The organism is Mycobacterium ahvazicum (genome assembly GCF_900176255.2).
Taxonomy (GTDB): domain Bacteria; phylum Actinomycetota; class Actinomycetes; order Mycobacteriales; family Mycobacteriaceae; genus Mycobacterium; species Mycobacterium ahvazicum.
In genome coordinates, this window is sequence record NZ_FXEG02000005.1 from 506,424 (window position 1) to 531,199 (window position 24,776).

Annotated in this window: 28 protein-coding genes and 1 pseudogene; 18 read left to right on the top strand and 11 right to left on the bottom strand. The window is 65.4% G+C overall.

Annotated elements, in window-relative coordinates; genetic code table 11:
* Positions 1–7: 7 nt before the first annotated feature.
* A complete protein-coding gene (locus MAAFP003_RS23460; protein ID WP_096290066.1) occupies positions 8–874 on the top strand; it encodes an alpha/beta fold hydrolase in 867 nt (288 codons plus the stop codon).
* A 5-nt stretch (positions 875–879) separates the two neighbouring features.
* Here MAAFP003_RS23460 and MAAFP003_RS23465 read toward each other — a convergent pair whose 3' ends face one another.
* On the bottom strand, positions 880–1,353 hold the full coding sequence (locus MAAFP003_RS23465) for a hypothetical protein (protein ID WP_096290067.1): 474 nt from the start codon (positions 1,351–1,353) through the stop codon (positions 880–882).
* 36 nt (positions 1,354–1,389) lie between these two features.
* Between MAAFP003_RS23465 and MAAFP003_RS23470 the strand changes: the two genes are divergently transcribed.
* The 9 genes from MAAFP003_RS23470 to MAAFP003_RS23510 all read left to right on the top strand — a co-directional run bounded on the left by MAAFP003_RS23470 (position 1,390) and on the right by MAAFP003_RS23510 (position 9,274).
* Positions 1,390–2,691, top strand: a complete 1,302-nt coding sequence (locus MAAFP003_RS23470; RefSeq protein WP_096290068.1) for an NADH-ubiquinone oxidoreductase-F iron-sulfur binding region domain-containing protein — start codon at positions 1,390–1,392, stop codon at positions 2,689–2,691.
* Positions 2,688–2,984, top strand: a complete 297-nt coding sequence (locus tag MAAFP003_RS23475) for a ferredoxin (protein WP_096290069.1) — start codon at positions 2,688–2,690, stop codon at positions 2,982–2,984. Before MAAFP003_RS23470 ends, MAAFP003_RS23475 begins: the two co-directional genes overlap by 4 nt.
* 120 nt (positions 2,985–3,104) lie before the next feature.
* On the top strand, positions 3,105–3,425 hold the full coding sequence (locus MAAFP003_RS23480) for a hypothetical protein (RefSeq protein ID WP_096290070.1): 321 nt from the start codon (positions 3,105–3,107) through the stop codon (positions 3,423–3,425).
* A 132-nt stretch (positions 3,426–3,557) separates the two neighbouring features.
* Positions 3,558–5,222, top strand: coding sequence for a thiolase C-terminal domain-containing protein (locus tag MAAFP003_RS23485; RefSeq protein WP_096290071.1), 1,665 nt, complete (start codon positions 3,558–3,560; stop codon positions 5,220–5,222).
* Between the two features lie 7 nt (positions 5,223–5,229).
* Positions 5,230–6,120, top strand: a complete 891-nt coding sequence (locus tag MAAFP003_RS23490; protein ID WP_096290072.1) for an alpha/beta hydrolase — start codon at positions 5,230–5,232, stop codon at positions 6,118–6,120.
* A complete protein-coding gene (locus MAAFP003_RS23495) occupies positions 6,117–6,932 on the top strand; it encodes an NAD(P)-dependent oxidoreductase (RefSeq protein ID WP_096290073.1) in 816 nt (271 codons plus the stop codon). The genes MAAFP003_RS23490 and MAAFP003_RS23495 overlap by 4 nt, the downstream gene beginning before the upstream one ends.
* Positions 6,922–7,737: an NAD(P)-dependent oxidoreductase gene (locus tag MAAFP003_RS23500; RefSeq protein ID WP_096290074.1), complete on the top strand. Its 816-nt coding sequence runs from the start codon at positions 6,922–6,924 to the stop codon at positions 7,735–7,737. The genes MAAFP003_RS23495 and MAAFP003_RS23500 overlap by 11 nt, the downstream gene beginning before the upstream one ends.
* A 120-nt stretch (positions 7,738–7,857) precedes the next feature.
* A complete protein-coding gene (locus MAAFP003_RS23505) occupies positions 7,858–9,063 on the top strand; it encodes a cytochrome P450 (RefSeq protein WP_096290075.1) in 1,206 nt (401 codons plus the stop codon).
* A gap of 10 nt (positions 9,064–9,073) precedes the next feature.
* Positions 9,074–9,274 (top strand): ferredoxin, encoded by a 201-nt coding sequence (locus MAAFP003_RS23510; protein ID WP_090606577.1) that lies wholly within the window; start codon positions 9,074–9,076, stop codon positions 9,272–9,274.
* A gap of 3 nt (positions 9,275–9,277) precedes the next feature.
* Here MAAFP003_RS23510 and MAAFP003_RS23515 read toward each other — a convergent pair whose 3' ends face one another.
* The 9 genes and pseudogenes from MAAFP003_RS23515 to MAAFP003_RS23555 form a co-directional block, all read right to left on the bottom strand.
* On the bottom strand, positions 9,278–9,571 hold the full coding sequence (locus MAAFP003_RS23515; RefSeq protein ID WP_096290076.1) for a DUF1330 domain-containing protein: 294 nt from the start codon (positions 9,569–9,571) through the stop codon (positions 9,278–9,280).
* 30 nt (positions 9,572–9,601) lie between these two features.
* Complete coding sequence (locus MAAFP003_RS23520) at positions 9,602–9,790, bottom strand: ferredoxin (protein ID WP_085223765.1); 189 nt, start codon at positions 9,788–9,790, stop codon at positions 9,602–9,604.
* Positions 9,787–11,038, bottom strand: a pseudogene (locus tag MAAFP003_RS23525) (cytochrome P450). Before MAAFP003_RS23525 ends, MAAFP003_RS23520 begins: the two are co-directional and overlap by 4 nt.
* Positions 11,039–11,173: 135 nt before the next feature.
* Positions 11,174–11,689 carry a hypothetical protein gene (locus tag MAAFP003_RS23530; protein ID WP_096290077.1) on the bottom strand — a complete coding sequence of 172 codons (516 nt, stop codon included), beginning with the start codon at positions 11,687–11,689 and terminating at the stop codon, positions 11,174–11,176.
* A 32-nt stretch (positions 11,690–11,721) separates the two neighbouring features.
* The gene (locus MAAFP003_RS23535) at positions 11,722–12,315 is read right to left on the bottom strand and encodes a TetR/AcrR family transcriptional regulator (protein WP_096290078.1); all 594 of its coding nucleotides are present in this window, start codon (positions 12,313–12,315) and stop codon (positions 11,722–11,724) included.
* Between the two features lie 113 nt (positions 12,316–12,428).
* On the bottom strand, positions 12,429–13,577 hold the full coding sequence (locus MAAFP003_RS23540) for a thiolase family protein (protein WP_096290079.1): 1,149 nt from the start codon (positions 13,575–13,577) through the stop codon (positions 12,429–12,431).
* Between the two features lie 4 nt (positions 13,578–13,581).
* A complete protein-coding gene (locus MAAFP003_RS23545) occupies positions 13,582–14,394 on the bottom strand; it encodes an enoyl-CoA hydratase/isomerase family protein (protein ID WP_096290080.1) in 813 nt (270 codons plus the stop codon).
* A gap of 55 nt (positions 14,395–14,449) precedes the next feature.
* Entirely contained in the window at positions 14,450–15,616 is a 1,167-nt protein-coding gene (locus tag MAAFP003_RS23550; RefSeq protein WP_096291364.1) for an acyl-CoA dehydrogenase family protein, read from the bottom strand.
* A 72-nt stretch (positions 15,617–15,688) separates the two neighbouring features.
* A complete protein-coding gene (locus tag MAAFP003_RS23555) occupies positions 15,689–16,987 on the bottom strand; it encodes an amidohydrolase family protein (RefSeq protein ID WP_096290081.1) in 1,299 nt (432 codons plus the stop codon).
* 419 nt (positions 16,988–17,406) lie between these two features.
* On the opposite strand from MAAFP003_RS23555, the gene MAAFP003_RS23560 reads away from it, so the two are divergent.
* Genes MAAFP003_RS23560 through MAAFP003_RS23595 form a run of 8 tightly spaced genes read left to right on the top strand, consistent with a single transcriptional unit; the run spans position 17,407 to position 23,466 of the window.
* Entirely contained in the window at positions 17,407–17,937 is a 531-nt protein-coding gene (locus MAAFP003_RS23560) for a carboxymuconolactone decarboxylase family protein (protein WP_096290082.1), read from the top strand.
* 18 nt (positions 17,938–17,955) lie between these two features.
* Complete coding sequence (locus MAAFP003_RS23565) at positions 17,956–19,233, top strand: aromatic ring-hydroxylating oxygenase subunit alpha (RefSeq protein WP_096290083.1); 1,278 nt, start codon at positions 17,956–17,958, stop codon at positions 19,231–19,233.
* A complete protein-coding gene (locus tag MAAFP003_RS23570) occupies positions 19,217–19,540 on the top strand; it encodes a hypothetical protein (RefSeq protein ID WP_096290084.1) in 324 nt (107 codons plus the stop codon). Before MAAFP003_RS23565 ends, MAAFP003_RS23570 begins: the two co-directional genes overlap by 17 nt.
* Positions 19,541–19,543: 3 nt before the next feature.
* On the top strand, positions 19,544–20,767 hold the full coding sequence (locus tag MAAFP003_RS23575; protein ID WP_096290085.1) for a metal-dependent hydrolase family protein: 1,224 nt from the start codon (positions 19,544–19,546) through the stop codon (positions 20,765–20,767).
* Positions 20,742–21,173, top strand: coding sequence for a nuclear transport factor 2 family protein (locus MAAFP003_RS23580; RefSeq protein ID WP_096290086.1), 432 nt, complete (start codon positions 20,742–20,744; stop codon positions 21,171–21,173). The genes MAAFP003_RS23575 and MAAFP003_RS23580 overlap by 26 nt, the downstream gene beginning before the upstream one ends.
* Positions 21,174–21,183: 10 nt before the next feature.
* Complete coding sequence (locus MAAFP003_RS23585; protein ID WP_096290087.1) at positions 21,184–22,290, top strand: acyl-CoA dehydrogenase family protein; 1,107 nt, start codon at positions 21,184–21,186, stop codon at positions 22,288–22,290.
* A gap of 2 nt (positions 22,291–22,292) precedes the next feature.
* A complete protein-coding gene (locus MAAFP003_RS23590; protein WP_096290088.1) occupies positions 22,293–23,105 on the top strand; it encodes an acyl-CoA dehydrogenase family protein in 813 nt (270 codons plus the stop codon).
* Positions 23,106–23,151: 46 nt separating this feature from the next.
* On the top strand, positions 23,152–23,466 hold the full coding sequence (locus MAAFP003_RS23595) for a DUF4190 domain-containing protein (protein WP_096290089.1): 315 nt from the start codon (positions 23,152–23,154) through the stop codon (positions 23,464–23,466).
* On the opposite strand, the gene MAAFP003_RS23600 is transcribed toward MAAFP003_RS23595, so the two are convergent.
* Entirely contained in the window at positions 23,463–24,638 is a 1,176-nt protein-coding gene (locus MAAFP003_RS23600; protein ID WP_096290090.1) for an acyl-CoA dehydrogenase family protein, read from the bottom strand. The two genes, MAAFP003_RS23595 and MAAFP003_RS23600, sit on opposite strands and share 4 nt — an antisense overlap.
* Positions 24,639–24,776: the final 138 nt, after the last annotated feature.

Sequence of the window (24,776 nt, forward strand, 5' to 3'; positions counted from 1 at the left end):
GAATCGCGTGCCATCAATTGAGATCAACGGGGGAAATGTCGTCTACGAAATCCTCGGTGACTCAGGCGATCTCATTGCTCTGACCCCCGGCGGGCGGTTCAGTAAGGAAATCGAAGGTCTGCGTCCACTCGCGGATGCACTCGCCGCGGGCGGTTACCGGGTGCTGCTGTGGGACCGGCCCAACTGTGGGGCGTCCGATGTGCAGTTCTACGGCCAGAGCGAGTCGCACATGCGCGCCGAGACCCTGCACAAACTGGTGACCGGACTGGGTTTCGAACGCTGCATTCTTGCCGGAGGATCCGGCGGGGCAAGGGATTCCATGCTGACCACGATGCTCTATCCGGAGATGGTCACCAAGCTCGTGGTGTGGAACATCGTCGGCGGCATCTACGGCTCGTTCGTGCTCGGCTCCTTCTACATCATCCCCAGCATCCTCGCGGTGCGCGGCACCGGCATGGATGGCGTGATCAACGTGACCGAGTGGAAAGAGCGCATAGCGCAGAACCCGGCCAACAAGCAACGGTTCCTCGACTTCGACTCCGACGAATTCCTCAAGCTGATGCTGCGCTGGCTCAACGCGTTCGTCTCCAAGCCGGGGCAGACCATTCCCGGTGTCGAGGACGAAATGTTCGACCGGATAAAGGTTCCCACGCTGATCATCCGTGGCGGCGAGAACGACATGGATCACCCCAAGCGGACGTCGCTGGAAGTCAGCTGCCTGATCAAGGGATCGACGCTCATCGACCCGCCGTGGCCCGAGGACGCCTGGGAGCGTGCGTCCGAGGACCGCGCGGCGGGCCGGGTGAAGCACTTCAACATGTTCGACACCTGGGTGCAGGCAGCACCCCCGATCCTCGAATTTCTGGCCTCGTAATGGCGTCACACGGTACGAATGTGGACCTCGCAGTTGAGCGACGCTTCCAGCGCCGTATGGACCCGGCTTTCCGGAATCCGTTCGAGATCCGCCTCGCGCACCGTGACGTAGACGATGTCGAATCCCTCGTCGCCGGGCGTGCGCACGATGTCACCGGTGAGCCCGAACCCGGACAGTACGCCGCGGGCGTCGTCATCGGTTCCGCGGCTGACAAAGGTGACCACACCCGGGACGGGCTTATTGCTGAAAACTTTGGCGCACAACCCGATTGCGGCCTCTTTGGCCATGTCGCCGTTTTCGGCCGCGATGAGCAATTCGACTTCACGGCGACTTTCGGGCATGGCCGCGAGGTCGTTCTCGACCACGCCGGCACCGGCGTGACCCACGAGCTCCTGGAGCGCTGCCATGCCGTCACGTAATTGGGCCGGCGTCAGCTCACCTTCCGGGTCGACGTTGACACGCACCACCGCAGTTCGCATGGGCGCAAGCCTAACTAAGACGATGGCAGGCCAGCTTTGAACACCACCCAGTCCACCACGATCACTACCGCAACGTTTCCCGGCTGCACACCTCGGCTGCTGAGCGCGCAAGCCGGTCGGGAAGACCTGGCTGCATACCGACAGCTCGGCGGCTACCGTCCGCTCGCCGACGCCCAGGCATTGCTCGGTGAAATCGAAGCCAGCGGACTTGTCGGCCGCGGCGGTGCCGCCTTCCCGCTGGCGGTCAAGTTGCGCACAGTGCGCGACAACGGCCTTCTGATCACCGCTGCGCCCGTCGTCATCGCGAATGGCGAAGAGGGAGAACCGGCTTCGGTCAAGGACCGCTGGCTGCTGCGCAGCCGCCCGCATCTGGTGCTGGACGGACTGCGACTGGCCGCGGCGGTGGTGGCCGCGGACCGTGCCTACGTGTACGTGTCCGACCCCGAGTCGGCCCACAGCGTCGAAACCGCGCTCGGCGAGCTTGATTCCGGCGCCCTCGGTGTCACGGTCCACGTGTTGACCGTCCAGCCCGGATACGTGGCCGGCGAGGAGACCGCCGCGGTTCGGGTGATCAACGGGGGTCTGGCCAAGCCGACCGACAAGCCGCCACGCCCATTCGAAGCGGGCGTCGATGAGCTGCCCACGCTGGTCAGCAATGTTGAGACGCTGGCCAATCTGCCTTACGTACAGGGCAACGGATCGGCGGCGTTCCGCTCGCAGGGCACGTCGCTGTCGACCGGCACGTTCTTGGCCACGATCACCGGCGCCGGCAAGCCGCCGGTGCTGTACGAGCTGCCCCATGGTCTGGCGTTCACCGAACTGCTTGCCCTGCATGGGATTTCCCCCGAGAACGTGCGGGGTGCGCTGATGGGTGGATACTTCGCGGGTCTGCTCAACCGTGCGGTGCTGGAGACCACGCTGGACCACGAGACGATGCGGCGCCTGGGCAGCGGCCTGGGCTGCGGCGCGGTCTCGGTGATCACCGATGATTGCCCCGTCGCGGTCGCGGCCGCCGTGCTGGCCTATTTCGACCGCGAGAATGCCGGCCAATGCGGTTCCTGCTTCAACGGGACGGCGGCGATGGCGGCCGCCGCCGGGGCGCTGCGCGACGGCGCCGCAACCAAAGAGGACGTCGACCGGTTGCGCCGCTGGTCGGTGCTGCTGCGCGGGCGCGGCGCCTGCGCCACACTTGATGCCGCCACCAATGTGGCCGCGAGCCTGCTCGACCAGTTCCCCGCCGAGGTCGCCGCGCATCTCGACAAAACCTGTCCGGATTGCGCCGGCGGCGCATTCCGCGCCGAACGTCCCTACGAGGCGCAAGCTCTGAGGCAAGCATGAAAATCCGTCTGGACCGCACCATTTGCGACGGGTTCGGAGTTTGCGCCAAGTACGCGCCCGGATATTTCTCACTGGACGACTGGGGTTATGCATCGCTGATCGGTGACGGCACCGTGGCCGAAGCGGATCGCGACGCCGTGATGCGCGCACTGATGGATTGCCCGGTGCATGCCATCACCGAGATCGGTGAACGCATCTTTCCCGCCGCCTCGCTACCGCTCACCGAGGCAGACGATCCGGCCGAGCATCTCAAAACCGACGAGAACGAAGCCGAATGGGGCTTCACCCGTTGAACCTTCCCGGCTCTGACTCGTAGCCGTCCAGGTAACTCGCCTTCGACGCCGTCGGCTGCGAAGAGGACGGAATAAACTGAGGCCAGCCGAGGCCAGGACACTCCAAAGAGGAGGACCGTCATGGGGTGGTTTATTCGTCGCCTGACCGCCGTCATTGCGATCGTTTTCGGGGCAATGGCGACGGCGGTGATCGCGACGCCGGGAATCAGCTGGGCGCAGTGCGATTCGAACATGTCGTGGAATCAGGCGACCTTCGAGTGCAAACCGCCGCCGCCGGTGCCCGCGTGGTACGTGGCCCCGCCGGCGTATGCGCCGTCGTTCGCCGGGCTTGACGTGCCGCCCCCACCGCCACGGCCGTGGTGGTCACCGAACGATCCGATGTGGAGCGTCGGCTTTCACCAATGGGGTGCCTATTTCAACGGCGTCTGGGTCCCGTACTGACGCCGGCGGTCGTCGTCCCAATCCTTGACGCCTTCTGGATCACGCCCGCTTGGCAGTGATAACGTAATTCTCCGATTCGTATAACGGGCCTACCACGTTGAACCCACGGGCCGTTCGACTCGCGGAGGTGACGTGTCAGCAGCACCGGGACGCCCATTGCCCCAGGTCACGCCGGAGAACGAGTTTTTCTGGACCTCGGGCGCCGACGGCAAGCTACGGCTGCAGCAATGTCAGGCCTGCCAATCCCTGATCCACCCGCCGGCGCCGGTGTGCCGTTATTGCCGGTCGCTGGATATCGGAGTGCGCACGGTTTCCGGCAAGGCGACGCTGGCCGGCTTCACCATCAACGAGCGGTTCAGCTTGCCCGGGCTGGTGGCGCCGTATGTGATCGCGCAGGTTGCGATCGCCGAAGACCCGCGGGTGCGATTGACGACCAACATCGTGGATTGCGAGCCCGATCAGCTCGAGCTCGGCCAACAGGTCGAGGTCGTCTTCGAGCAGGTCGAGAACGTGTGGTTTCCGCTGTTTCGGCCCAGCCCGGATGCCGAGCCCGCTGCGCTGCCGGTCGACGAGATCCCACCGGAACGCTTCGGCGAATACGTGCGCCCGATGCTCACCACCGACAAGTTCGAAGACAAGGTGGCCCTGACCGGGATCGGCATGTCACCTATCGGCCGGCGGCTGATGCAACCGCCGCTGGCGCTGACGGTGCAGGCGTGCGAGGCCGCGATCGCCGACGCCGGCCTGACCTACGCCGACATCGACGGCCTGTCCACCTACCCCGGCGCGATCAATGTCGGCGGATTCGGGGAGGGCGGCACCACCGCTCTCGAGGGGGCGCTGGGTATTCGGCCGACGTGGCACAACGGCGCGATGGAGACGTTCGGCCCAGGCGGCTCGGTAATCGCGGCGATGCTCGCGGTTGCCTGCGGGCTGGCGCGTCACGTGCTCTGCTTCCGGACGCTATGGGAAGCCACCAACGGCGAGCTGATGAAGCAGGGCAAGATCGCCCCGGCCGGTGCTTCAGCGGGCCGAATGCCGGGCTGGCAGATGCCATTTGGTGCCACCTCCGCGGCACACACGTTGGCGATGAACGCGCAGCGGCACTTTCATCGATACGGCACCACCAAAGAAACGCTGGGCTGGATCGCGCTGAACCAGCGGGCGAACGCCGAACTCAACCCGACGGCCATCTACCGAACCCCGATGACCATGGATGACTATCTCAACGCGCGGCCCATCACGACGCCGTTCGGCCTGTACGACTGCGACGTACCGTGCGACGGCGCGATCGCGGTGATCGTCTCCGCCATCGACGTGGCCCGCGATATGGCCCAGCCCCCGGTCCTGGTCGAGGCGGTCGGAACGCAGATCGTCGAGCGACTCGACTGGGACCAGAGCACGCTGACCCACGAGCCGCAGGTGCTCGGCCAGTCCGCGCATGTGTGGACGCGCACCACGCTGCGGCCCGCCGACGTCGACGTCGCCGAGCTGTACGACGGCTTTTCGTTCAACTGCCTGTCGTGGATCGAGGCGCTGGGCTTCTGCGGAATCGGTGAGGCCAAGGAGTTTTTGGACGGCGGCAAGAACATCGCCCGCGACGGCCAGCTGCCGCTCAATACGCACGGCGGCCAACTATCGCACGGCCGCACCCACGGCATGGGCTTGCTGCACGAGGCCATCACCCAATTGCGGGGCACGGCGGGCGACCGTCAGGTCGCCGATGCCCGGGTCGGGGTGGTCAGCAGCGGCGGCCTCACCCCCAGCGGCGTGCTTCTGCTGCGGACCCCGGAATGAGGCGAGCATGAGCACTGCCGCGCCGACTCCGCGACCCCGGCTGGTGATCGTCGACGGGGTACCGATGTCGGCGGTGGTTTGCGAAGCCGCTGACCCCAAGGCCGTGATCGTGGCCATCCACGGCGGCGGCACCACCGCGGTCTATTTCGACTGCCCCGGCCATCCGTCGTATTCGTTCCTACGCACCGGCGCGGCAGCGGGATTCACCGTGGTGGCGCTCGACCGGCCCGGCTACGGCAGTTCGGCGCCCTACCCCGAGGCGATGGCCGAGGGCGACCAGCGCGTCAACCTGGCATACGGCGCGGTCGAACGCATCATCGGCGAACGACCAAGCGGCGCAGGTCTGTTCGTGATGGGCCATTCGGGCGGCTGCGAGCTGACGATGCGGATGGCCGCCGACGAACGCGGCGCCGAGCTGCTCGGCATCGAATTGGCCGGCACCGGCCGGCACTATCACCCGGCAGCCAAAGAAATACTCAAAACAGCGACCCGCGAACGCCGCCCGCCGGGCATGCGCGACCTGCTGTGGAGCCCGCAGGAGATGTATCCGACCGAGGTGCTCGGCGGAGCGACGGTATCCCCCTCGGCTCCCTCCTACGAGGACCAGATGGTGTCGGACTGGGCCCGTCAAACCTTCCCAACGCTAGCCCCCGCCGTGCGGGTGCCGGTGCACTTCAGTATCGCCGAGCACGAAAAGGTATGGCAGACTGACGATTCGGCGGTGCAGGAGATAGTCTCGATGTTCACCGGCGTGCCGCGTTTCGCTCTGCACCGGCAACCTGACGCCGGGCACAACATCAGCCTCGGCCACTCCGCCCCGGAATACCACGCAAAGGTTCTGGGGTTCGTCGACGAGTGCTTGGCCGTGCGTCCAACCGACGAAGAGGCCGTCGGATGAGAGTTGGATTCATCGGATTAGGCAGCCAGGGTGGCCCCATGGCCCGGCGGATCGTCGAGGGCGGATTCGCGACCACGCTGTGGGCGCGCCGGCCCGCATCGGTCGAGCAGTTCGCCGACACCCCGGCGGAAATCGCGTCCTCACCCGCTGAGCTCGCCGCCGTCAGCGATCTGGTCTGCCTCTGTGTGGTCGGCGAGGCCGACATCGAGGAAATCGCCACCGGCGACCAGGGGCTGCTCGCGGGCCTGCAGCCGGACAGTGTGATCGCGGTGCACAGCACCGTGCACCCCAACACCTGCAAATCGCTGGCGAAAAAGGTTGCCAGTAGCGGTGTTTCGGTGCTCGACGCCCCAGTCAGCGGCGGCGGTCCGGCCGCCGCGCAGGGACGCTTGATGGTGATGGTCGGCGGCGAAACCGGCGTCGTCGAGCGCTGCCGTCCCGTCTTCGAAACCTATGGCGATCCCGTCGTCCACCTCGGCGAACTGGGCACCGGCCAAACCACCAAGCTGCTCAACAACCTGTTGTTCACCGCGCACCTGGGAACCGCGGCCACCGCCCTTTCGCTGGCGCAGTCCCTCGGCGTCGCACCGGAGCGGCTCGTCGAAGTCGTCTCACGCGGCAGCGGAAACAGCTTCGCGCTCAATGTCATCGGCGGAACAGGTGGCCTGGACCGGCTGGCCGGTGTGGCGGGCACGTTGCTGCAGAAGGACGTGCGGCTGATCGTCGACCTCGCCGAGGCGGCCGCCGCTCGCGGGGGTGCCGTCCTCGACGCGGCCGACGCCGCGCTGGCAATGATGGGTAATGCCCGATGAAGGCGCAGTGAAAGTCGGGTTCGTCGGGGCCGGGCGGATGGGCCGTCCGATGGTGGCGCGCCTCGCCGCGGCCGGCCACAACGTCGCGGTCGTGGTGCGCGACGCGACGGATGACGCCCGGCGTCACGACCTCGAGCAGCTGGGCGTAGCCGTGGTGAACGCGGCGGCCGACGCCGCCTCGCGGGCCGACGTAGTGGTGCTCTGCGTGTTCACCGACGAGCAGGTGCGACAGGTCTGCCTGGGCGGCCCACTGCTGTCGGCCATGCCGACGGGTTCGACGCTGGTGGTGCACACCACCACCCGCCCCGAGACGATCGAGGCCATCGCGGCCCAGGCGGGCCATGTGGACGTCGTCGACGCCGCCGTCAGCGGCGGCCCGCACGATATCGCGGCGGGCACCCTCACGCTGTTCGTCGGCGGTCCGGATGCCACCGTGGCCCGACTGCAAACGGTATTGGGCTGCTACGGCGACCCGGTACTGCACGTCGGCCCACGCGGCGCCGGTCAGACGGTGAAGCTGGTCAACAATGCACTGTTCGCCGGCCACCTCGGGCTGCTTGCCGAGTCAATCCGGCTGGGCGAGCGCCTCGGCGTTGCGGAACCGACCCTGCTGGGCGCGTTGGCGCACGGCAGCGCCACCAGCCGGGTACTGGACATCGTGGCCGCAACGGGCTCGATCGCGGGGTTCATCGAGGTGGCCGGGGAATTCATCGGAAAAGACGTCGCGGCCGTGCGCGCCATCGCCGCGGACCTCGGTGCCCTCGACGACGTCATCGAAGTCCTCAATGTCGGCGGAAAGGTTTGACATATCGGCACTTCGGTTCTTCCCGGTTCGCGACGAAAGCGCTACCGTTAGCGTTACAGTCAGGCATTCAACCGTAACGGTTCCAGCCCGCCCTAACCCTCGCCGCTGAGGAGCACGTCAGTGACAAAGCCGAAAGTTCTCTTTGATCCGTACTCCGACGACTTTTACAACAATCCGTTCGAGATCTATGCGCGGATGCGTGAAGACGCGCCGTTGTACTACGACGAGAAAGAGGACTTCTACGCGCTGACCCGCCACGAAGACGTGTCGGCGGCTTTCAAGGACTTCGAGACGTACTCCTCGGCACGCGGGTGCGACCTGGCGATGGTGCGCCGGGGTGTCTCGCCTGAGCAGCGGTCGATCATCTTCATGGACCCGCCGGACCACCGCCACATGCGCAGCCTGCTCAACAAGGCGTTCACGCCTCGGGCCGTTCAATCGCAGCGCGAAACGATCATCGAGGTGATCGACAAGTACCTGGACGCCTGCGATCCGGAGAACTTCGACGTGGTGCAGGACTTCTCCGGGCCGTTCCCGGTGGAGGTCATCACCCGGATGGCCGGTGTGCCAGAGGAATACCGCCAGCAGGTGCGGCACTGGATCGACACCAGCCTGCATCACGAACCCGGACAGATCGAGATCAGCGAGGCCGGAATGCAGGCCAACATCGAGACCGCGATGTATTACTACGGTCTGATTCAACAGCGGCGTGCGGACCCGCAGGACGACATGATCAGCAGGTTGATCGCGGCCGAGATCCCCACCGAAGACGGTCAGCCCCGCAAACTCGACGACATCGAGATCTGCGGTTTCGCAACCCTTCTGGGCGGTGCCGGCGCCGAGACCGTCACCAAACTGATGGGCAACGCGGCGGTCATCTTCGCCCGGCACCCCGACCAGTGGCAGAAGCTACAGGACGACCGCGAGAAGATCCCGGGGGCCGTCGAAGAGTTGTTGCGCTACGAGGGGCCGGTGCAGTACAACGTCCGCTACACCCTCAAAGAGGCACACGTCAGCGGCGGCGTAATTCCCCCCTTCAAGCCGGTATTCCTATGCGGCGCAGCGGCTAACCGCGACAGCGATGCGTTCACCGACGCCGACACGTTCGACATCGAGCGCGACCAGACCGAGGCGCAACATCTCGGCCTGGGATACGGCATTCACAGCTGCCTCGGTGCCGCTCTCGCCCGCTTGGAAAGCAGGATCGCACTGGAGCGACTGCTGGACTTCATGCCTCGCTACGAGGTGGACTGGTCGAGGTGCAAGCGGGTAACCATGCAAAACGTGGCGGGTTGGAAGAGCGTGCCCGTCAAAGTGCTTCGATGAGGGGGCCACGATGACGAGGAAGATTGAGGTCGATTGGGGACTCTGCGAGAGCAACGGTGTCTGCATGGGCATCAACCCCGACATCTTCGAGCTCGGTGATGACGACATGCTGACCGTTCACACCGAAGAAGTCACCCCGGAGAACGAGGCCGACGTGCGTGAGGCCGTCCGTCAATGCCCTCGGCAGGCAATCGCGATCGTCGGAGAATAGCGGTCAGAATCCGGACAAGATGACCGCGTTGCAGTCGGCGGCCGCCTGGCGCAGTTTGGCCGCCTTCTGGTAGCCCTCGGATTCGTACCAGGCGCGGGCGGCATCGACGGATTCGAACTCCAGCAAGACAGTCTGATCGCCGTGCCAGTTGCCCTCAATGACTTCCGGCGCGGTATCCACCGCGAGAATGGTGGCCCCGCTCATCGCCGAGCCGGCAGCCTTGCCGTAAGCCTTCATGCCCTCTGGGTCCCTGATGGCCTCGGTGAGGATGACGTAGCCTTTTGGCCCGTTAGGCACTGTGGTCTCCTTATCCGCCGGTCTATTTCGTTACTTCTCGCTGATCGCCTGTTCTGGACAGCACTCGATGGCTTCCTGGGTGGCGGCTTCCAATTCCGTTGGGACATCGGAATCTATCGCCTCTGCGTAACCGTCGTCGGTCAGGCTGAACACATCCGGACAGAGCGTGAGACACATACCGTGGCCGCGACAGCGTTGGTCGTCTACCCAGACTTTCATGCCAGCGTGAACTCCAAATGCAATTCGGTCAGGCCACGCAGAATGTACGTCGGAACATATTGGTAGCGGCGGTCATTCGCCAGCCCGTGCATCTGCTCGTTGATCCTGATGTCGGTCGTGCGATCCAGCAGCCGCTCGATCGCGACACGGGTTTCGGCTCGCGCCAACGGCGCACCCGGGCAGCTGTGGATGCCGCGCCCGAACGAGATGTGCTGGCGGGCGTTCTTGCGGGCGGGATCGAACGTGGTGGGGTCTTCGAACCGGCGCGGGTCGCGGTTGGCCGCCGCCTGCACGATCATCACGGTGGTGCCGGTCGGCAGGTCGACGCCGCCGACATTGACGGGCCGCCGGTTCATCCGGAAATCGCCCTTGACCGGGCTCTCGTGGCGAAGCGACTCCTCGATGAAGTTGGGCAGCAGGCTGCGGTCCTTGCGCAACTGCGCCTGGATGTCGGGGCGCTCGCCCAGCGTCTGCAACGCCGCGCCCAGCAGCCGAACCGTGGTCTCCTGGCCTGCGGAGAAGACGTTGGCCGCAACGCGCGCGACGTCTTCGACCTCCGGTGTCGAACCGTCGGGGAAGGTTGCCGTCGCCAGGCCGGTCAGCACGTCGTCGCGGGGGTTCTGCCGTCGGTCGCGGACATAGTCGGAGAACAGGCCGTACAGGAATTCCAGCGGGCTGTGTGACAGCGATTCCTTGCCGGTGCCGCCGATCCCGCCGCCCGCGTGTTCGGCGATGCCCTTGACGAACTTGTCGCGATCTTCCATCGGCACGCCCAGCAAGTCGGCGATTACCAGCAGGGTGAACGGGCCGGCGAAGCCCTTGATCCATTCGCCGTACCCGGGTGCCAGGAAGTCGTCGAGGGCCTGGTCGGCGAGCGCCCACATCGCGTCCTCGTTCTCCTTGAGGCGCTTGGGGGTGATCAGCCGCATCGTCGAGGGTGGGCAGCTGGTCGCTGAACGGCAGCTCGTCGCGATGCTGTTCGATCAGGTCGGTGATGTCACTGTCTTCCAAACCCGCGAGGCTCACCGGGAAGCCGGGAAACGGCCCGGTCACCGAAATGCACGAGGACCAGGTGTCCGCGTCGTTCAGCACGGCGCAGGCCTCGTCCCAGCCGGTCACCATCGTGACCCCGTGGTGCTCTTCGCGGGCCACCGGGCACTGCTCACGCAGCGACTCGTAGTAGGGGTATGGGTCCGCGATGAGCTCTTTGCCTCGGAAGAAGTCCATCTTGGAGAAGTCGTTCGTCATCTTGCTCCGTTCGAATCTCAGCAATGAGAATGAGCCTCTCAGAGATGAGTATTAGATTTCCACACGGCGTGATCGTCGTCAACGACGGGTGCCGCTAAGCGGTAATGACGCTCCGAATCAGCGCTGGGTCGGGACCTAGCCGGCCGGGACCAGATCGGCGGCTACCGACGGACAGGCCAGCAGCCCGCTGCGGAATTTCTCGGTGTGACCGATCGAGTATTCGGGCATCGCCGCGGCGGCCAGCGCCTTGGCCTTGAACTTCTGGGCGGCCACGCTCAGCCGGTGTTGCACCAGGCCGACGCTGCCATCGAGCTCCGCGGGCCAGGTGTCACCCCACAACGTGACCTCGGTGACGCCGTGATCGAGGGCCCGCAAAACGCCCTGGCGCACCCGCGAGTCGCAACCCACCAGATCGGCCGCGGCCGCCAGCGCCTGCGGACGGGGACGGTCGTCGACCGACTCCAGCGCGCGGTCGAGGTCGAGGGGGCGGGCCCCGATGATCTGCAGCGGCCGAAGATCGGAGTGGTCGGCCAGGTCGGTGAGCAGGACGGTGACGTCCCATCCGGCCATCGACCGGTCGAACAGCCACCCCCCGGCGAACCGCACCACGTCGAGGACGCTGGAGGCGACGACGTCGAGTCGGTACCGCATGTCGTGCTCAGTGGCCTTGTCGGTGGCTTTTCCTAAGGCGCGAAGTCCCGCGCGAGCGTCTCGGCGTACTGCTTGAACACCTCGGTCAGCGGTATCGAAGGATCGAGCAACCATGTGGTTTCCATTCCGTGGACGAAGGCGAGTATCTCCACTGCCTTGATGGTGGGGTCGATGTCGGCGCGGTACCGGCCGTCGGCCTGACCGGTGCGGATGAGATCGGCGACGATGTCGACGGCTTGCCGGTGCCGGTCGAGCATCCGGTCGTGTAACGGGGCGTCGGGTTGGATGTTCTCGACCAACAGCACCGTGAACGTGCCGACCAATTCGGGCGCGCGGTGGAATCGATCGGCGACGGCGGAGATCTGGGCCATCAGGTCGCCGGCGCGGTCGGCGTGCGAATCGTCGTCCTGATCGCGGGCGTCCAGGACCGCGTGCAGCAGCTGTTCCTTGGACTCGAAGTGATGCAGCAGCCCCGCGGGGGTGACGCCGGCCTCGCCGGCGATCTGGGCCAGCGTGGTGTTTCGCCAGCCGTTGCGAATCAGCAGGCTCTGGGCGACCGCGAGGATCCGCTGCTTACGGTCCTCGCCTTTGGCGAGAAGCGTGTCGTAACGCCGTGCGTCTGGCACCGGGCTCCTTTGACCGATCGGCGGCTCAACCAACCTTCTGAACACACAGTAGGTAGGTTTGCCGCCTGTGACAACCGTCTCAGGCGGACTCATAGAAAAACCGCTGGTCGGTGTCAGGCGACCAATTCGACCAGGGTGGCATTGGCCGTGCCGCCGCCCTCGCACATGGTCTGCAGCCCGTAGCGAATGCCGTTGTCGCGCATATGGTGCGCCAACCGGGTCATCAGCACCGCCCCCGACGCGCCCAGCGGGTGGCCCAGTGCGATCGCGCCGCCCAGCGGATTGACCAGGCCGGGCTGGGCGCCGGTCTCGGCGATCCAGGCCAGCGGGACCGGCGCGAAGGCCTCGTTGACCTCGAATGCACCGACCTCTGCCAGCGGAACACCCGCCTTCTTCAGCACCTTTTCGGTGGCCGGAATGGGACCGGTGAGCATCAGCACCGGGTCCGCCCCGGTGACGGCTCCGGCACGGTACCGCACGATCGGTGTCAGCCCCAGCTCGACCGCCATTTCCGATGTCGTCACCAGCAGCGCGGCGGCACCATCGGAGATCTGGGAGGAATTGCCGGCGTGAATAACGCCGTCGTCGGCAAAGGCGGGCTTGAGCGCGCCCAGCTTCTCCACCGTGCTCCCCCGCCGCACACCCTCGTCAGCGGTGACGACGGCCTCGTCGTCGGTGATGACCGGGATCATCTGATTGGTGAAGGCGCCGCTGTCCTGCGCGGCCGCGGCCCGTTCATGGGATTGGACGGAGAATTCGTCGAGTTGGGTGCGCGAGAAGCCCCACTTCTTGGCGATCATCTCCGCGGACAGACCCTGGTTGAAGGAGAAGTCGTCATAGCGGGCGAGGACTCTCGGGCCGTAGGGCATGCCGGTCGCCCGCGCCGAACCCAGCGGTACGCGGCTCATGACCTCGACCCCGCCTGCCACGACGACGTCTTGCTGGCCCGACATCACCGCCTGCACCGCGAAGTCCAGGGCCTGCTGACTGGAACCGCAGGCCCGGTTGACGGTCGTCCCGGGGATGCTCTCGGGCCAGCCGGCGGCCAGTACCGCGTAGCGCCCGATGTTGCTGGACTGGTCGCCGACCTGAGACACGCACCCCCAGATCACGTCGTCGACGATCTCTGGCCCCACTCCGGCGCGTTCCAGCACCTCGTTGAGGACGATGGCGGACAGGTCCGCGGCGTGCATGCCCGACAGCCCGCCATTGCGTTTCCCGACCGGCGTGCGCACCGCCTCGACGATGACCGTCTCCCGCATGTCTCTACTCCGATTCCTGGTCCGATTTCGATAACGCCCACCGGCCAGTAAACGACGGTTCCCGTCGCTCGCTGAAGGCGGCATAGGCCGCGGCCGCATCCGCGGTCGCGAAGTTGCCGATCTGCGCGCGTGCTTCGTTGGCCAGCGCGTCGCGCAGGGTGCGGTCGGCGCCCTCGTTCAGCAGGGCTTTGGTCTGGGCCAATGCAATCGGCGGACCAGCCGCCAGCCGCCCGGCCAAATCCTGAACGAAAGTGTCGATCTCTTCAGCCGACACGACCCAGGTGACTAGGTTCAGCGCGAAGGCTTCCGCGGCGTCGATGGTGTCGGCCAGCAGTGCCAGCCGCTTAGCCTGTTGCAGGCCAGCGAGTTTCGGCAGCAGCCAGGAGCCGCCGAGGTCGATTGACAAACCCCGTTTCGAAAAGATCTGCGAGAACGTCGAATCGGGAGTTGCGACCACCAGATCGCAGCCCAGCGCCAGGTTCCATCCGGCGCCGACCGCGACGCCCGTCACCTTGGCCACCGTCGGCTTTGGCAACTCGTGCAGCGCCAGCGCGACGTCGGTGAGCCGTTGCAGCTTGTACTTCGGGTGGATGTCGTCGGGAATACCGATGTCGGCGCCGGAGCAAAACGCTCCGCCCGCACCGGTGATCACCAGCGCACGCACGCTGGGGTCACGGCCCGCCTCGAGCAGCGCGTCGCGCAATGCGATCCACAGCTCGGGGCTGATGGCATTCTTGCGGCGCGGACGGTTGAGAGTCAGCGTGCGCACCCCATCGTCGTCCGCGGACAGCAGCACGGCTTCGTCGGTCGTGGTCATCGAGGTCGAACGTACGTCAGGTCACCATGCCGCCGTCCACCGGCAGCACCTGCCATCAATAACTCCTCGGCAGTTTCAGCACATTGGCGCCCAAGAAGTTCAGGATCATCTCCTGGCTGACCGGAGCGATCTTCATCAGCCGGGACTCACGGAAGTAGCGGGTGATGTGGTATTCCTCGGCGTAACCCATGCCGCCGTGGGTTTGCAACGCCCGGTCGGCGGCGGCGAAGCCCGCATCGGCACAGAGGTACTTTGCGGTATTCGCTTCGCGCCCACAGGGTTTGCCGTTGTCGTACAGCCAGGTGGCCTTGCGCAGCATCAGTTCGGCGGCGTCGAGACGGGCCAGCGAATCCGCGAGCGGGAATTGCAGGCCCTGGTTCATGCCGATCGGCCGGCCGAAGACCTCACGCTCGCTGCCGTACTTCACCGCTTTTTCCAGCGCCACCCGGCCGATGCCGAGTGCCTCCGCCGCGATCAGCATCCGCTCGGGATTCAGGCCATCGAGGATGTACTGAAATCCCTTGCCCTCCTCACCAACTCGGTCCTCGACTGGCACCTCTAGGTTGTCGATGAACAATTCGTTGGAGCTGACGGCATTGCGGCCCATTTTGCGGATCGGGCGGACGTCGACGCGGCTGCGATCGAGATCGGTGAGGAACAGCGTCATCCCGTCGGTCTTCTTGGTGACCTCGTCATAGCTCTGGGTTCGGGTCAGCAACAGGATCTTGGAGGATTCCACCGCCTTGGAGATCCACACCTTGCGGCCGTTGACGACGTACTTGTCTCCGTCGCGCTTGGCGAACGTGGTGATGCGTGAGGTATCAAGTCCGGCACCGGGTTCGGTCACACCGAAGCAGACGTGCACCTCGCCCGTCGCCACCGACGGCAGGGTGCGCGCCTTGAGGTCGTCCGAACCGTGCACGACGACGGGCTGCATGCCGAAGATGGACAGGTGGATCGCGCTGGCCGCGTTCATCGCACCGCCGGCCTTGGCTACCTCCTCGAGCAGGATGGTCGCCTCGGTGATTCCGAGTCCATGGCCGCCGTACTCGGTCGGGATCGTCATACCCAGCCAGCCGCCGTCGGCTATCGCCTGGTAGAACTCGGCCGGAAACTCGTGCGCGAGATCCTTTTCCATCCAGTACTGGTCGTCGAACTTGCGAGCGAGCTCTGCGACCGACCTTCGGATCAGCTCCTGGTCATCGGTCAGCTCGAAATTCATTCCACCGCCGGGCACTGCCAGATCTCCTTCAAGTCGGTTCATGCACCGGCGCACCAGCGATCCGGTGGAGCGTCAATCCTTATTGCCGGTAAGGGCTTTCGCGTTGGCCGCGAAGTCCGCGAAGGACGAGCCGCCCCTGGTGTCCTTCGCGTGGCCCGCCGCCTTGATCGACACGTCGTGTCCCTGGGCCGCCTTGCGCAATGCGCCCACGGTGGCCTGCTCGCGCGAAATGTGACTGAACGGGTCGAACGAGTACCACCGCATCGCGTTCTCGTAGGTCATCTTGTTGATCTCGTCGTCGGGAACATTGTTGAGGCTCAACACATCCCACAGCTCCTCGGGCGCACCCGGCCACATCGAGTCGCTGTGCGGGTAGTCAGCCTCCCAGCAGATGTTGTCGATGCCGATCATGTTGCGCAGCGCCACACCGACCTTGTCGCTGATGAAGCAGGTCAGGAAGTGGTCGCGGAAGACCTCGCTGGGCAGTTTGCCCTTGAAGTCCTGGTGCGTCCAGGCGGAGTGCATCTCGAAGGTCCGGTCCGCGCGCTCCAGGAAGTAGGGAATCCAGCCGGTCCCACCCTCGGAGAGGGCGACCTTGAGGTCCGGGTATTCCTTGATCGGCCGCGACCACAACAGGTCCGCGGCAGCCTGCACGATGTTCATCGGCTGCAGCGTGATCATCACGTCCATCGGCGCGTCCGGCGCCGTGATGGCCAGCCGGCCCGACGAACCGATGTGCACGTTCATCACGGTGTCGGTGTCCACCAGAGCTTTCCACAGCGGGTTCCAGTACTCGTCGTGGAAGCTGGGATAACCCATCGCGGCGGGGTTTTCGGTGAAGGTCAGCGCGTGCACGCCCTTCTTCGACACCCTTCGCACCTCGGCGGCGCACGCCTCGGCGTCCCAGATCACCGGGATCGCCATCGGGATGAAGCGCGCGGGGTAGGCGCCGCACCACTCGTCGATGTGCCAGTCGTTGTAGGCCTGCACCAGCGCGATCGAGAAGTCGTGGTCGTCGGTCGCGAACAGCCGCCCGGCGAAACCCGGGAACGACGGGAAGCAAATGGAGGCCAGGATGCCGCCGGCGTTCATGTCCTTGACGCGCTCGTCGACGTTGTAACAACCGGGCCGGATCTCGTCGAGCCCGGTCGGCTCGATGCCGTACTCCTCCTTGGGCCGGCCGGCGACGGCGTTCAGCGCGACGTTGGGGATGACCGTGTCGCGGAACTTCCACATGTCCGAACCATCATCGTTGTGCACCAGCCGCGGTGCGTCGTCCTGGTACTTCTTCGGCAGGTGGTTCTTGAACATGTCGGGCGGTTCGACGGTGTGGTCGTCGACGCTGATCAGCATCATGTCTTCTTTGTTCATGAGCTTCCCTCTCCATCGGATCCACGTGCAGTCTGCTCCAAGGGCATCGGCTGTCGTCTCGCCCCGCTACCTCTGAAAACTAGCTTCTCGCCAGGCGAGAATCAACATCCACAGGACTGGACGAGCAATCGAGGGCCTGTTCCGGCACACCCCATTCGAGCCCCGATTGACCTCTCACGTGCGACTACGCCATCACAGAAAGGCCAGCACCGGCCCTGACTCCAAAGAATGAACCAAAACTTTGTTCAGCTGCGCCCGCAGCGGTGTCGCCCGGCACTCCCGACATACCGGTGTGCGGCGGCGAGGTTCTCGGCCGGCTGCGGTGCACTACCCGTTGGCATTGACCAACCGAGCGAATCGTGCAAGTCTGTTGGTTGTAAATGAGAATATGATTCTCTTTCACCGAGAGGAAGCCGTTGATGCGCTTGTCGCCGCTGCCCGCGGATCAGTGGGACGAGGCTACCCAGCAGGCACTCTCGGCGATGCGGGGCGCGGACACCAATAACGCACTGTCCACGCTGGCCCACCACCCGCCCCTGGCCAAGGCGTTCCTCCGATTCAACGTCCATCTGCTGATGACATCGACGCTGCCGGCCCGCATCCGCGAACTGGCCATCCTGCGCGTCGCCCATCGCCGCGAGTGCGCCTACGAGTGGTCGCACCACGTCAGCATGGCCAAGGCGGAGGGCATCACCGACGAGCAGATCGACGACGTCCGCCGGGGCGAGGCCACAGATCAGTTCGACCGCACGGTGCTGACCGCGGTCGACGAACTCGAGGAACAGTCCCAGCTGTCCGACCAAACCTGGGCGGCGCTCGGTGAACGCCTCAACGACCAGCAGCGCATGGATTTCGTCTTCACTGTCGGCTGCTATGGCCTGCTGGCCATGGCTTTCAACACTTTTGGCGTAGAGCTCGAACAGGCCGCCGAATCCGGCGGCAAGACCTAGACAAGAGAGGTTGATAACGTGGCCCACTTCCCCAAGCCGGCCGCCGGCAGCTGGACAGAAAACTACCCCGAGCTGGGGACCGCGCCGGTCGACTACACCGACTCGATCGACCCGGCGTTCTTCGAAGCCGAGCGCGACGCGATCTTCAAAAAGACCTGGCTCAACGTCGGCCGGGTCGAGCGGCTGCCCAAGACGGGCAGCTACTTCACCAGGGAACTGCCGTCGGTCGGCAAGGGCACCTCGGTGATCATCACCAAGACCAAGGACGGAACGGTCAAGGCCTACCACAACGTCTGCCGGCACCGCGGAAACAAGTTGGTGTGGAACGACTTTCCCAACGAGGAGACCTCCGGCACCTGTCGGCAGTTCACCTGCAAGTACCACGCCTGGCGCTACAGCCTGGACGGCGATCTGACCTTCGTCCAACAAGAAGACGAGTTCTTCAACCTCGACAAGAGTCAGTACGGTCTGGCACCGGTTCGCTGCGAGGTGTGGGAAGGCTTCATCTTCATCAACTTCGACGACAACGCGGCGCCGCTCACCGACTACCTCGGGCCGCTGGCCAAGAGCATCGAGGGCTACCCCTTCAGCGAGATGACCGAAACGTACTCGTACCGGGCCGAGGTCGGCAGCAACTGGAAGCTGTTCATCGACGCGTTCGTCGAGTTCTACCACGCGCCGATCCTGCACCAGGGGCAGTACACCAAGGAGGAGGCCGCCAAGATCCAGAAGTACGGCTACGAGGCACTGCACTACGAAGTGGCCGGCCCGCACAGCCTGCAGTCGACCTGGGGTGGTCAGGCGCCGCCGGCGGACATGAGCATGGTCAAGCCCCTGGACCAGGTGCTGCGCAGCGGTTTGTTCGGCCCGTGGGACAAGCCCGAGCTGATGCAGAATTTCGAGCTGCCGCCGGGCGTCAACGTGAAGAGGGTCCCGCAGTGGGGCATCGACTCGTGGCTGTTCTACCCGAACTTCATGCTGCTGATCTGGGAACCTGGCTGGTATCTGACCTACCACTACTGGCCTACCGCGGTGGACAAGCACATCTTCGAGTCGTCGCTGTATTTCGTTCCGCCGCGCAATGCGCGGGAGCGCCTGGCTCAGGAGTTGGCCGCCGTAACCTTCAAGGAGTATGCGTTGCAGGACGCCAACACCTTGGAGGCAACCCAGACCATGATCGGCACCCGCGCCGTCAAGGAGTTCTTGCTGTGCGACCAGGAAGTCCTGATCCGCCACCTGCACAAGACCACCGGTGACTACGTGAAGGAGTACCAGCGCAATGGCGTTACCGTCTGAATTCGCTGCCCTGGAGCCGTTTTTGGAGTGGGATCTGGCCACCGAGCCCGAGCGCTACGCCAAGCGGCTGGCCTCGACGATGCCCGAGATGCAGGCGTTCTATGACGTCGCGTTCCCGAAGCTCAACGACGCCATCGCGTACTGCGACAAGTTCCCGCTCAACGACCTGCCCGACGACGCGAAAAGCCTGATGCACATCATGCAGTCGTTGGTCATGGTGTCCTTCCCGATCGAGGCATGGAAGCAGCCGCGCGTTCCCGACAGCGGCGCCGCGTGGGTCGAAGTCATTCGGGAACCGGTGATCTGAGCGGTGCAGACGCTCAAGGCCGCCGGACTGCTTGACGTCGACGCCGGCGAAATCGTCTCGCCCGGCATCGTGAAGATCGAGGAAGACCGGATCGTCGGCGTCGGTGGCGAACCCGAAGGCGAGATAATCGATCTCGGCGATCAGATCCTGCTGCCCGGCCTGATGGACATGGAGGTCAACCTCCTGATGGGCGGGCGCGGTGAGACGCCGGGGCTGTCCCAGGTGCAAGACGATCCCCCGACGCGAGTGCTGCGTGCGGTCGGCAACGCCCGGCGCACCCTGCGTGCGGGTTTCACCACCGTGCGCAACCTGGGCCTGTTCGTGAAAACCGGCGGCTACCTGCTCGACGTCGCGCTGAGTAAGGCCATCGACGCGGGGTGGATCGACGGACCCCGAATCGTCCCGGCCGGACACGCGATCACGCCCACCGGCGGGCACCTGGACCCGACGATGTTCGCCGCCTTCATGCCGGGTGCGTTACAGCTCACGGTCGAAGAGGGCATCGCCAACGGCGTCGACGAGATCCGCAAGGCGGTGCGCTACCAGATCAAGCACGGTGCCCAGCTGATCAAGGTTTGTGTCTCCGGCGGTGTCATGTCGTTGACCGGTGAGGCCGGCGCACAACACTATTCGGACGAAGAACTGCGCGCGATCGTCGACGAGGCGCACCGGCGCGGGTTGCGCGTCGCGGCACACACGCACGGCGCGGAGGCGGTCAAGCACGCGGTCGCGTGCGGTATCGACTGCATCGAACACGGCTTCCTGATGGACGACGAGGCGATTCAGATGCTGGTCGACAACGACCGGTTCCTGGTGACCACCCGCAGACTCGCTCAGGCGATGGATGTGTCCCGCGCTCCGAAGGAATTGCAGGACAAGGCCGCCGAGATGTTCCCCAAGGCAGAGACATCGATCAAGGCCGCCTATGAAGCCGGGGTCAAGATCGCGGTTGGCACCGATGCGCCCGCGATTCCCCACGGCCGAAACGCCGACGAACTTGTCACGCTGGTCGAATGGGGCATGCCGCCGCTGGCGGTGCTGCGGGCCGCAACCACCACCGCCGCAGAGCTGATCAACAAGACCGACCGGGGCCGGCTGGCGTCGGGTCAGCTCGCGGATATCATCGCGGTACCGGGAAACCCGTTGGAAGACATCACCGTTACCCAACGCGTCAGCTTTGTCATGAAAGGCGGCAAGGTCTATGCCAACACAGCCAACCAGAACTGACGATCTGGTCGAGATTCAGCAGCTGCTCGCCCGCTACGCCGTCACCATCACCCAAGAAGACATCGACGGCCTGATCGGCGTCTTCACCCCGGACGGGACCTACAGCGCGTTCGGCTCCACCTATCAGCTGGACAGGTTTCCCGAGCTGGTGGCCGCCGCACCAAAGGGCTTGTTCCTCACCGGAACTGCCTTGGTCGAGAATCTCGACGGCGACTCGGCGAGTGGCACCCAGCCGTTGTGCTTCATCGACGGCTCGACGCATGACATGCGGATCGGCTATTACCGCGACACCTACCTGCGGACCGCGGAAGGCTGGCGACTCAAGACCCGCGCCATGACGTTCATTCGCCGCAGCGGTGTGCACGACTCCGGACGTCCGCACGCCATCGGCCGTCCGCAGCCCTGAAAGCCGAGCCGTGAATGTCGAGGAGTTCCGGTCGGGTCTGCGTAAGTGGCTCGACGAGAACGACTTAACGCCCGGACCCGACCACTCGCTGCAGGGGCACATGCTGCAGTTCCGCCGCGTCAGCCGGGCGTTGTACGACGCCGGCTGGATGCGCTACGGCTGGGCGGAGGAGGTCGGCGGGCTGGGCGGGCCGGCGCTGCTGCGCGCGATCGTCGGCGAAGAGGTGGTGGGCCGGCGGTTGGCCGAGCCCGGCCCGTATTCGATGCTCGAGGTGTTGACACCCACTATGATCGACTACGCCCCTCCCGAACTGGCCGCGGCGATGGTGCCGCGGCTGCTGCGCGGCGAAGAACAATGGTGCCAAGGCTTTTCCGAACCCGGTTCCGGCAGCGACTTGGCCTCGCTGACCACTCGGGCTGTTCCGGACGGCGACAACTGGATCGTCAACGGGCAGAAGGTCTGGACCAGCTTCGCCCAGTTCTCCACCCGCTGCGTTCTGCTGACTCGCACCGGGCCCGGCCATGACGGCATCACCGCATTCTTCGTCGATCTCGACACCCCCGGGATCACCATCCGCCCGCTGCGCACCATGCACGGCGTCGACGAGTTCTGCGAGGTGTACTACGACGACGTGGTGATCCCGTCGAGCCGGATGCTCGGCCAGCCGGGCGACGGCTGGAAACTCGCGATGGATCTGCTCCCCTTCGAGCGGTCCACCTGCTTCTGGCAGCGCATCGCCTACCTCTACTCGCGCTTCGATGCGCTCATCGCCGAGGTCTCCGGCGGCAGCCAGCACGGCGGCCACGACGAATATGATTTGGGTGCAGCTTATCTCGCGCTGCACACGCTGCGGTGCCGCTCGCGTGCCACCCAGTACCGGCTGCGCGACGGCGCCCGCTTGGGCCCCGACACCTCCATCGACAAGGTGCTGCTGGCCTCCGCCGAACAACGGCTGTACGACACCGTGCGCGACCTGCTGCCCGGCGACCTCGAGCTCGACGACACGCCGTGGCGCGCGGAGTACCTGTACTCGCGTGCCTCGACCATTTACGGCGGGACCGCCGAGATTCAGCGCAACATCATCGCCCGCCGGCTCCTCGACCTCGGAAAGGAGTGATCATGGACCACTCCGAGGAACTGCGGTTACTGGCCGAGTCGGTGCGCACCGCGATGGGCTCGTCTTCCGGCGCCATGCTCGATGCGGCGCTGACGGACCTCGGCTGGCACGACATGTTGGACGAAATCCCAGATATCGCAATACCGTTGGTGTTCCGCCTGCTCGGCGAGACCGGCGCGCACGCGCCCGTGCTTAACGACGTGGTGCTGCGCGCGGCCGGACGGTCCCCCGGCGGCCTCACCCCGCTCCCGTTCGCCGGAGATTCCTGGGTGGTGTGGAAGCGCGACGACATCCCAAGTTCGGCTATCGACAACGACTTGCCGATACATCCTGTCGCAGAAGGTGATTCAGCTGCGCAAGCGGGGCTGGCCGCCGGCCGGCAAGCACTGGGCTGGTGGCTGGTGGGTACCAGCCGCGCGATGCTCGCACTAGCGCGCCAGCACGCCCTGGACCGAGTGCAGTTCGGCCGCCACATCAGCTCGTTTCAGGCGACCCGGCCCCGGCTGGCCGAGACACTGGTCGCGATCGAGGGCGCCGAGGCGACCCTGCACGCCGCCACCGCCGCATCCGACGACCCCGACGACCTGACCAGCTTGCTGGCCAAAGCGGCGGCCGGTCAGGCCGCGCTGACCGCGGCGCGCCACTGTCAGCAAGTGCTCGGCGGGATCGGTTTCACGGCCGAACACCGGCTTCACCACCACATCAAACGGTCGCTGATTCTGGACAACCTGCTCGGCAGCGCCCGGGAACTGACCTCACAGGCCGGAGTAGCCTTGCGGGCCAAGGGATCTGCGCCGCGGCTGGTGCAGCTGTAGCGCCTGCGAGTCGCGCGCGGGCGCGCATTGCCTAGTATTAGCGCACATGCGCTATCACGTGGAACCTCGAAATCAGGCCGGCGTCGCCGCGGTGGTCCTGGGCGGGTTGGCACTCGCCACCTGCTGGTTGCTGATCGGGGTGCCGTTGGGTATCGCGGCGCTGATCACGGGCGACATCGCCCGCCGGCGGGCGGGCCGCGGTGAGGCCACCAATCCCCGGGCCGCGGTAGCCGGCATGGTGTTAGGCACGGTGGCGATCGTCGCCGGGCTCATCGCCATCGGCTACTACTCGTGGCTGGACACCCAGGATCCGGACCGTTTGCAGCGATGCCTGGACAACCCCGCCACCACTAACTGCTAGCCCCGGGGCAGTCCCAGGACTCGTTCGGCGATGATGTTGCGCTGAACTTCGGACGTGCCGCCGGCGATGGTCGCGGCGAAGGTGCGCGTGTAGCGGTCAAACCAGCTGCCGTAATGGCTGTCCAGGTTGAGTGGGGCGAATCCAGCGGTGACCCCGCGCAACACCAGCCCGTCGCCCCCCTTGGCGTTCAGGGCGTCCTCGCACGCGCGTTGCATGGCCTCCGAACCGAGCAGCTTGAGCACCGACTGCGCGGGCACATCTTCGTGGCCACGCGCGGCTTTGGCCAAGGTCGCCGACCCCAGCAATCGCATCGCGTAAAAGTCCATCACCAGCGTGGCGTAGCGATCCCGCTGCACGGGTCCGGTAGGGCTGGACTCGACGGTCAGCGCGTGCAGCATGTCGGCGTAGTCCAGCCACAGCATGGCGCGTTCGTGGCCGAGTGAACCGGTCGCGACGCGCCAGCCCGCATTGAGCTCGCCGACCAAGTTCTCGGCCGGCACTCGCACGTCGGTGAAGAAGACCTCGTTGAAGTCGACGTCTTCGATGTCGGCCACCGAGGCGAACGGACGACGCACCACACCGGGCGTGTCGGTCGGAATCAGTAAAGCGCTGATTCCCTTGTGTTTTGGCGCATCGGGGTCGGTGCGCACGAACGTCAGCAGCACGTCGGCGTGATGGGCACCCGACGTCCACACCTTCTGCCCGTTGACGACGAACTGGTCACCGTCAAGCACCGCGCGCGTCTTCAGCGAGGCGAGATCGGAGCCCGCGCCGGGCTCGCTCATTCCCAGCGATGCCGTCATCTCCGCGCGCAGAATCGGCACTGCCCAGCGCTGCTTTTGTTCCGGCGTCCCGAACGACAGCAATGACGCCGCGATGATGCCCACGCCCTGCGGATTGAAACTTTGATAGATCCGCCGCCGCGACAACTCCTCGAGGTACACGTATTGCTGCAGCAGCGTGGCATTCCGACCGCCGAACTCCGGGGGGTTCCCGGGTACCAGCCACCCGTTGTCGAACAGCAACCGCTGCCAGCGACGGGCCCACTGCGGAATGTCCGAACTCGATTGCGGCCGTTCGCCCGTCTGCGCCGCGTCGAGCGGATTCGCGTCCAGGAAGGCCGCGAACTCCGCGCGGAAATCCTCGACGTCGCTGTCAAAGGTCAGCTGCACAGCACTCCCTTGAGATTCGCTAGCGCGTGGATTATCGGTAGATCCGGGTTTCCGCCGATGGCGCGGTTCACTCTTGCGATTCCGCTTCTATACACACGTCTAGGAGAATAGTATTCTCGTGTCAAGAAAGTTACAATC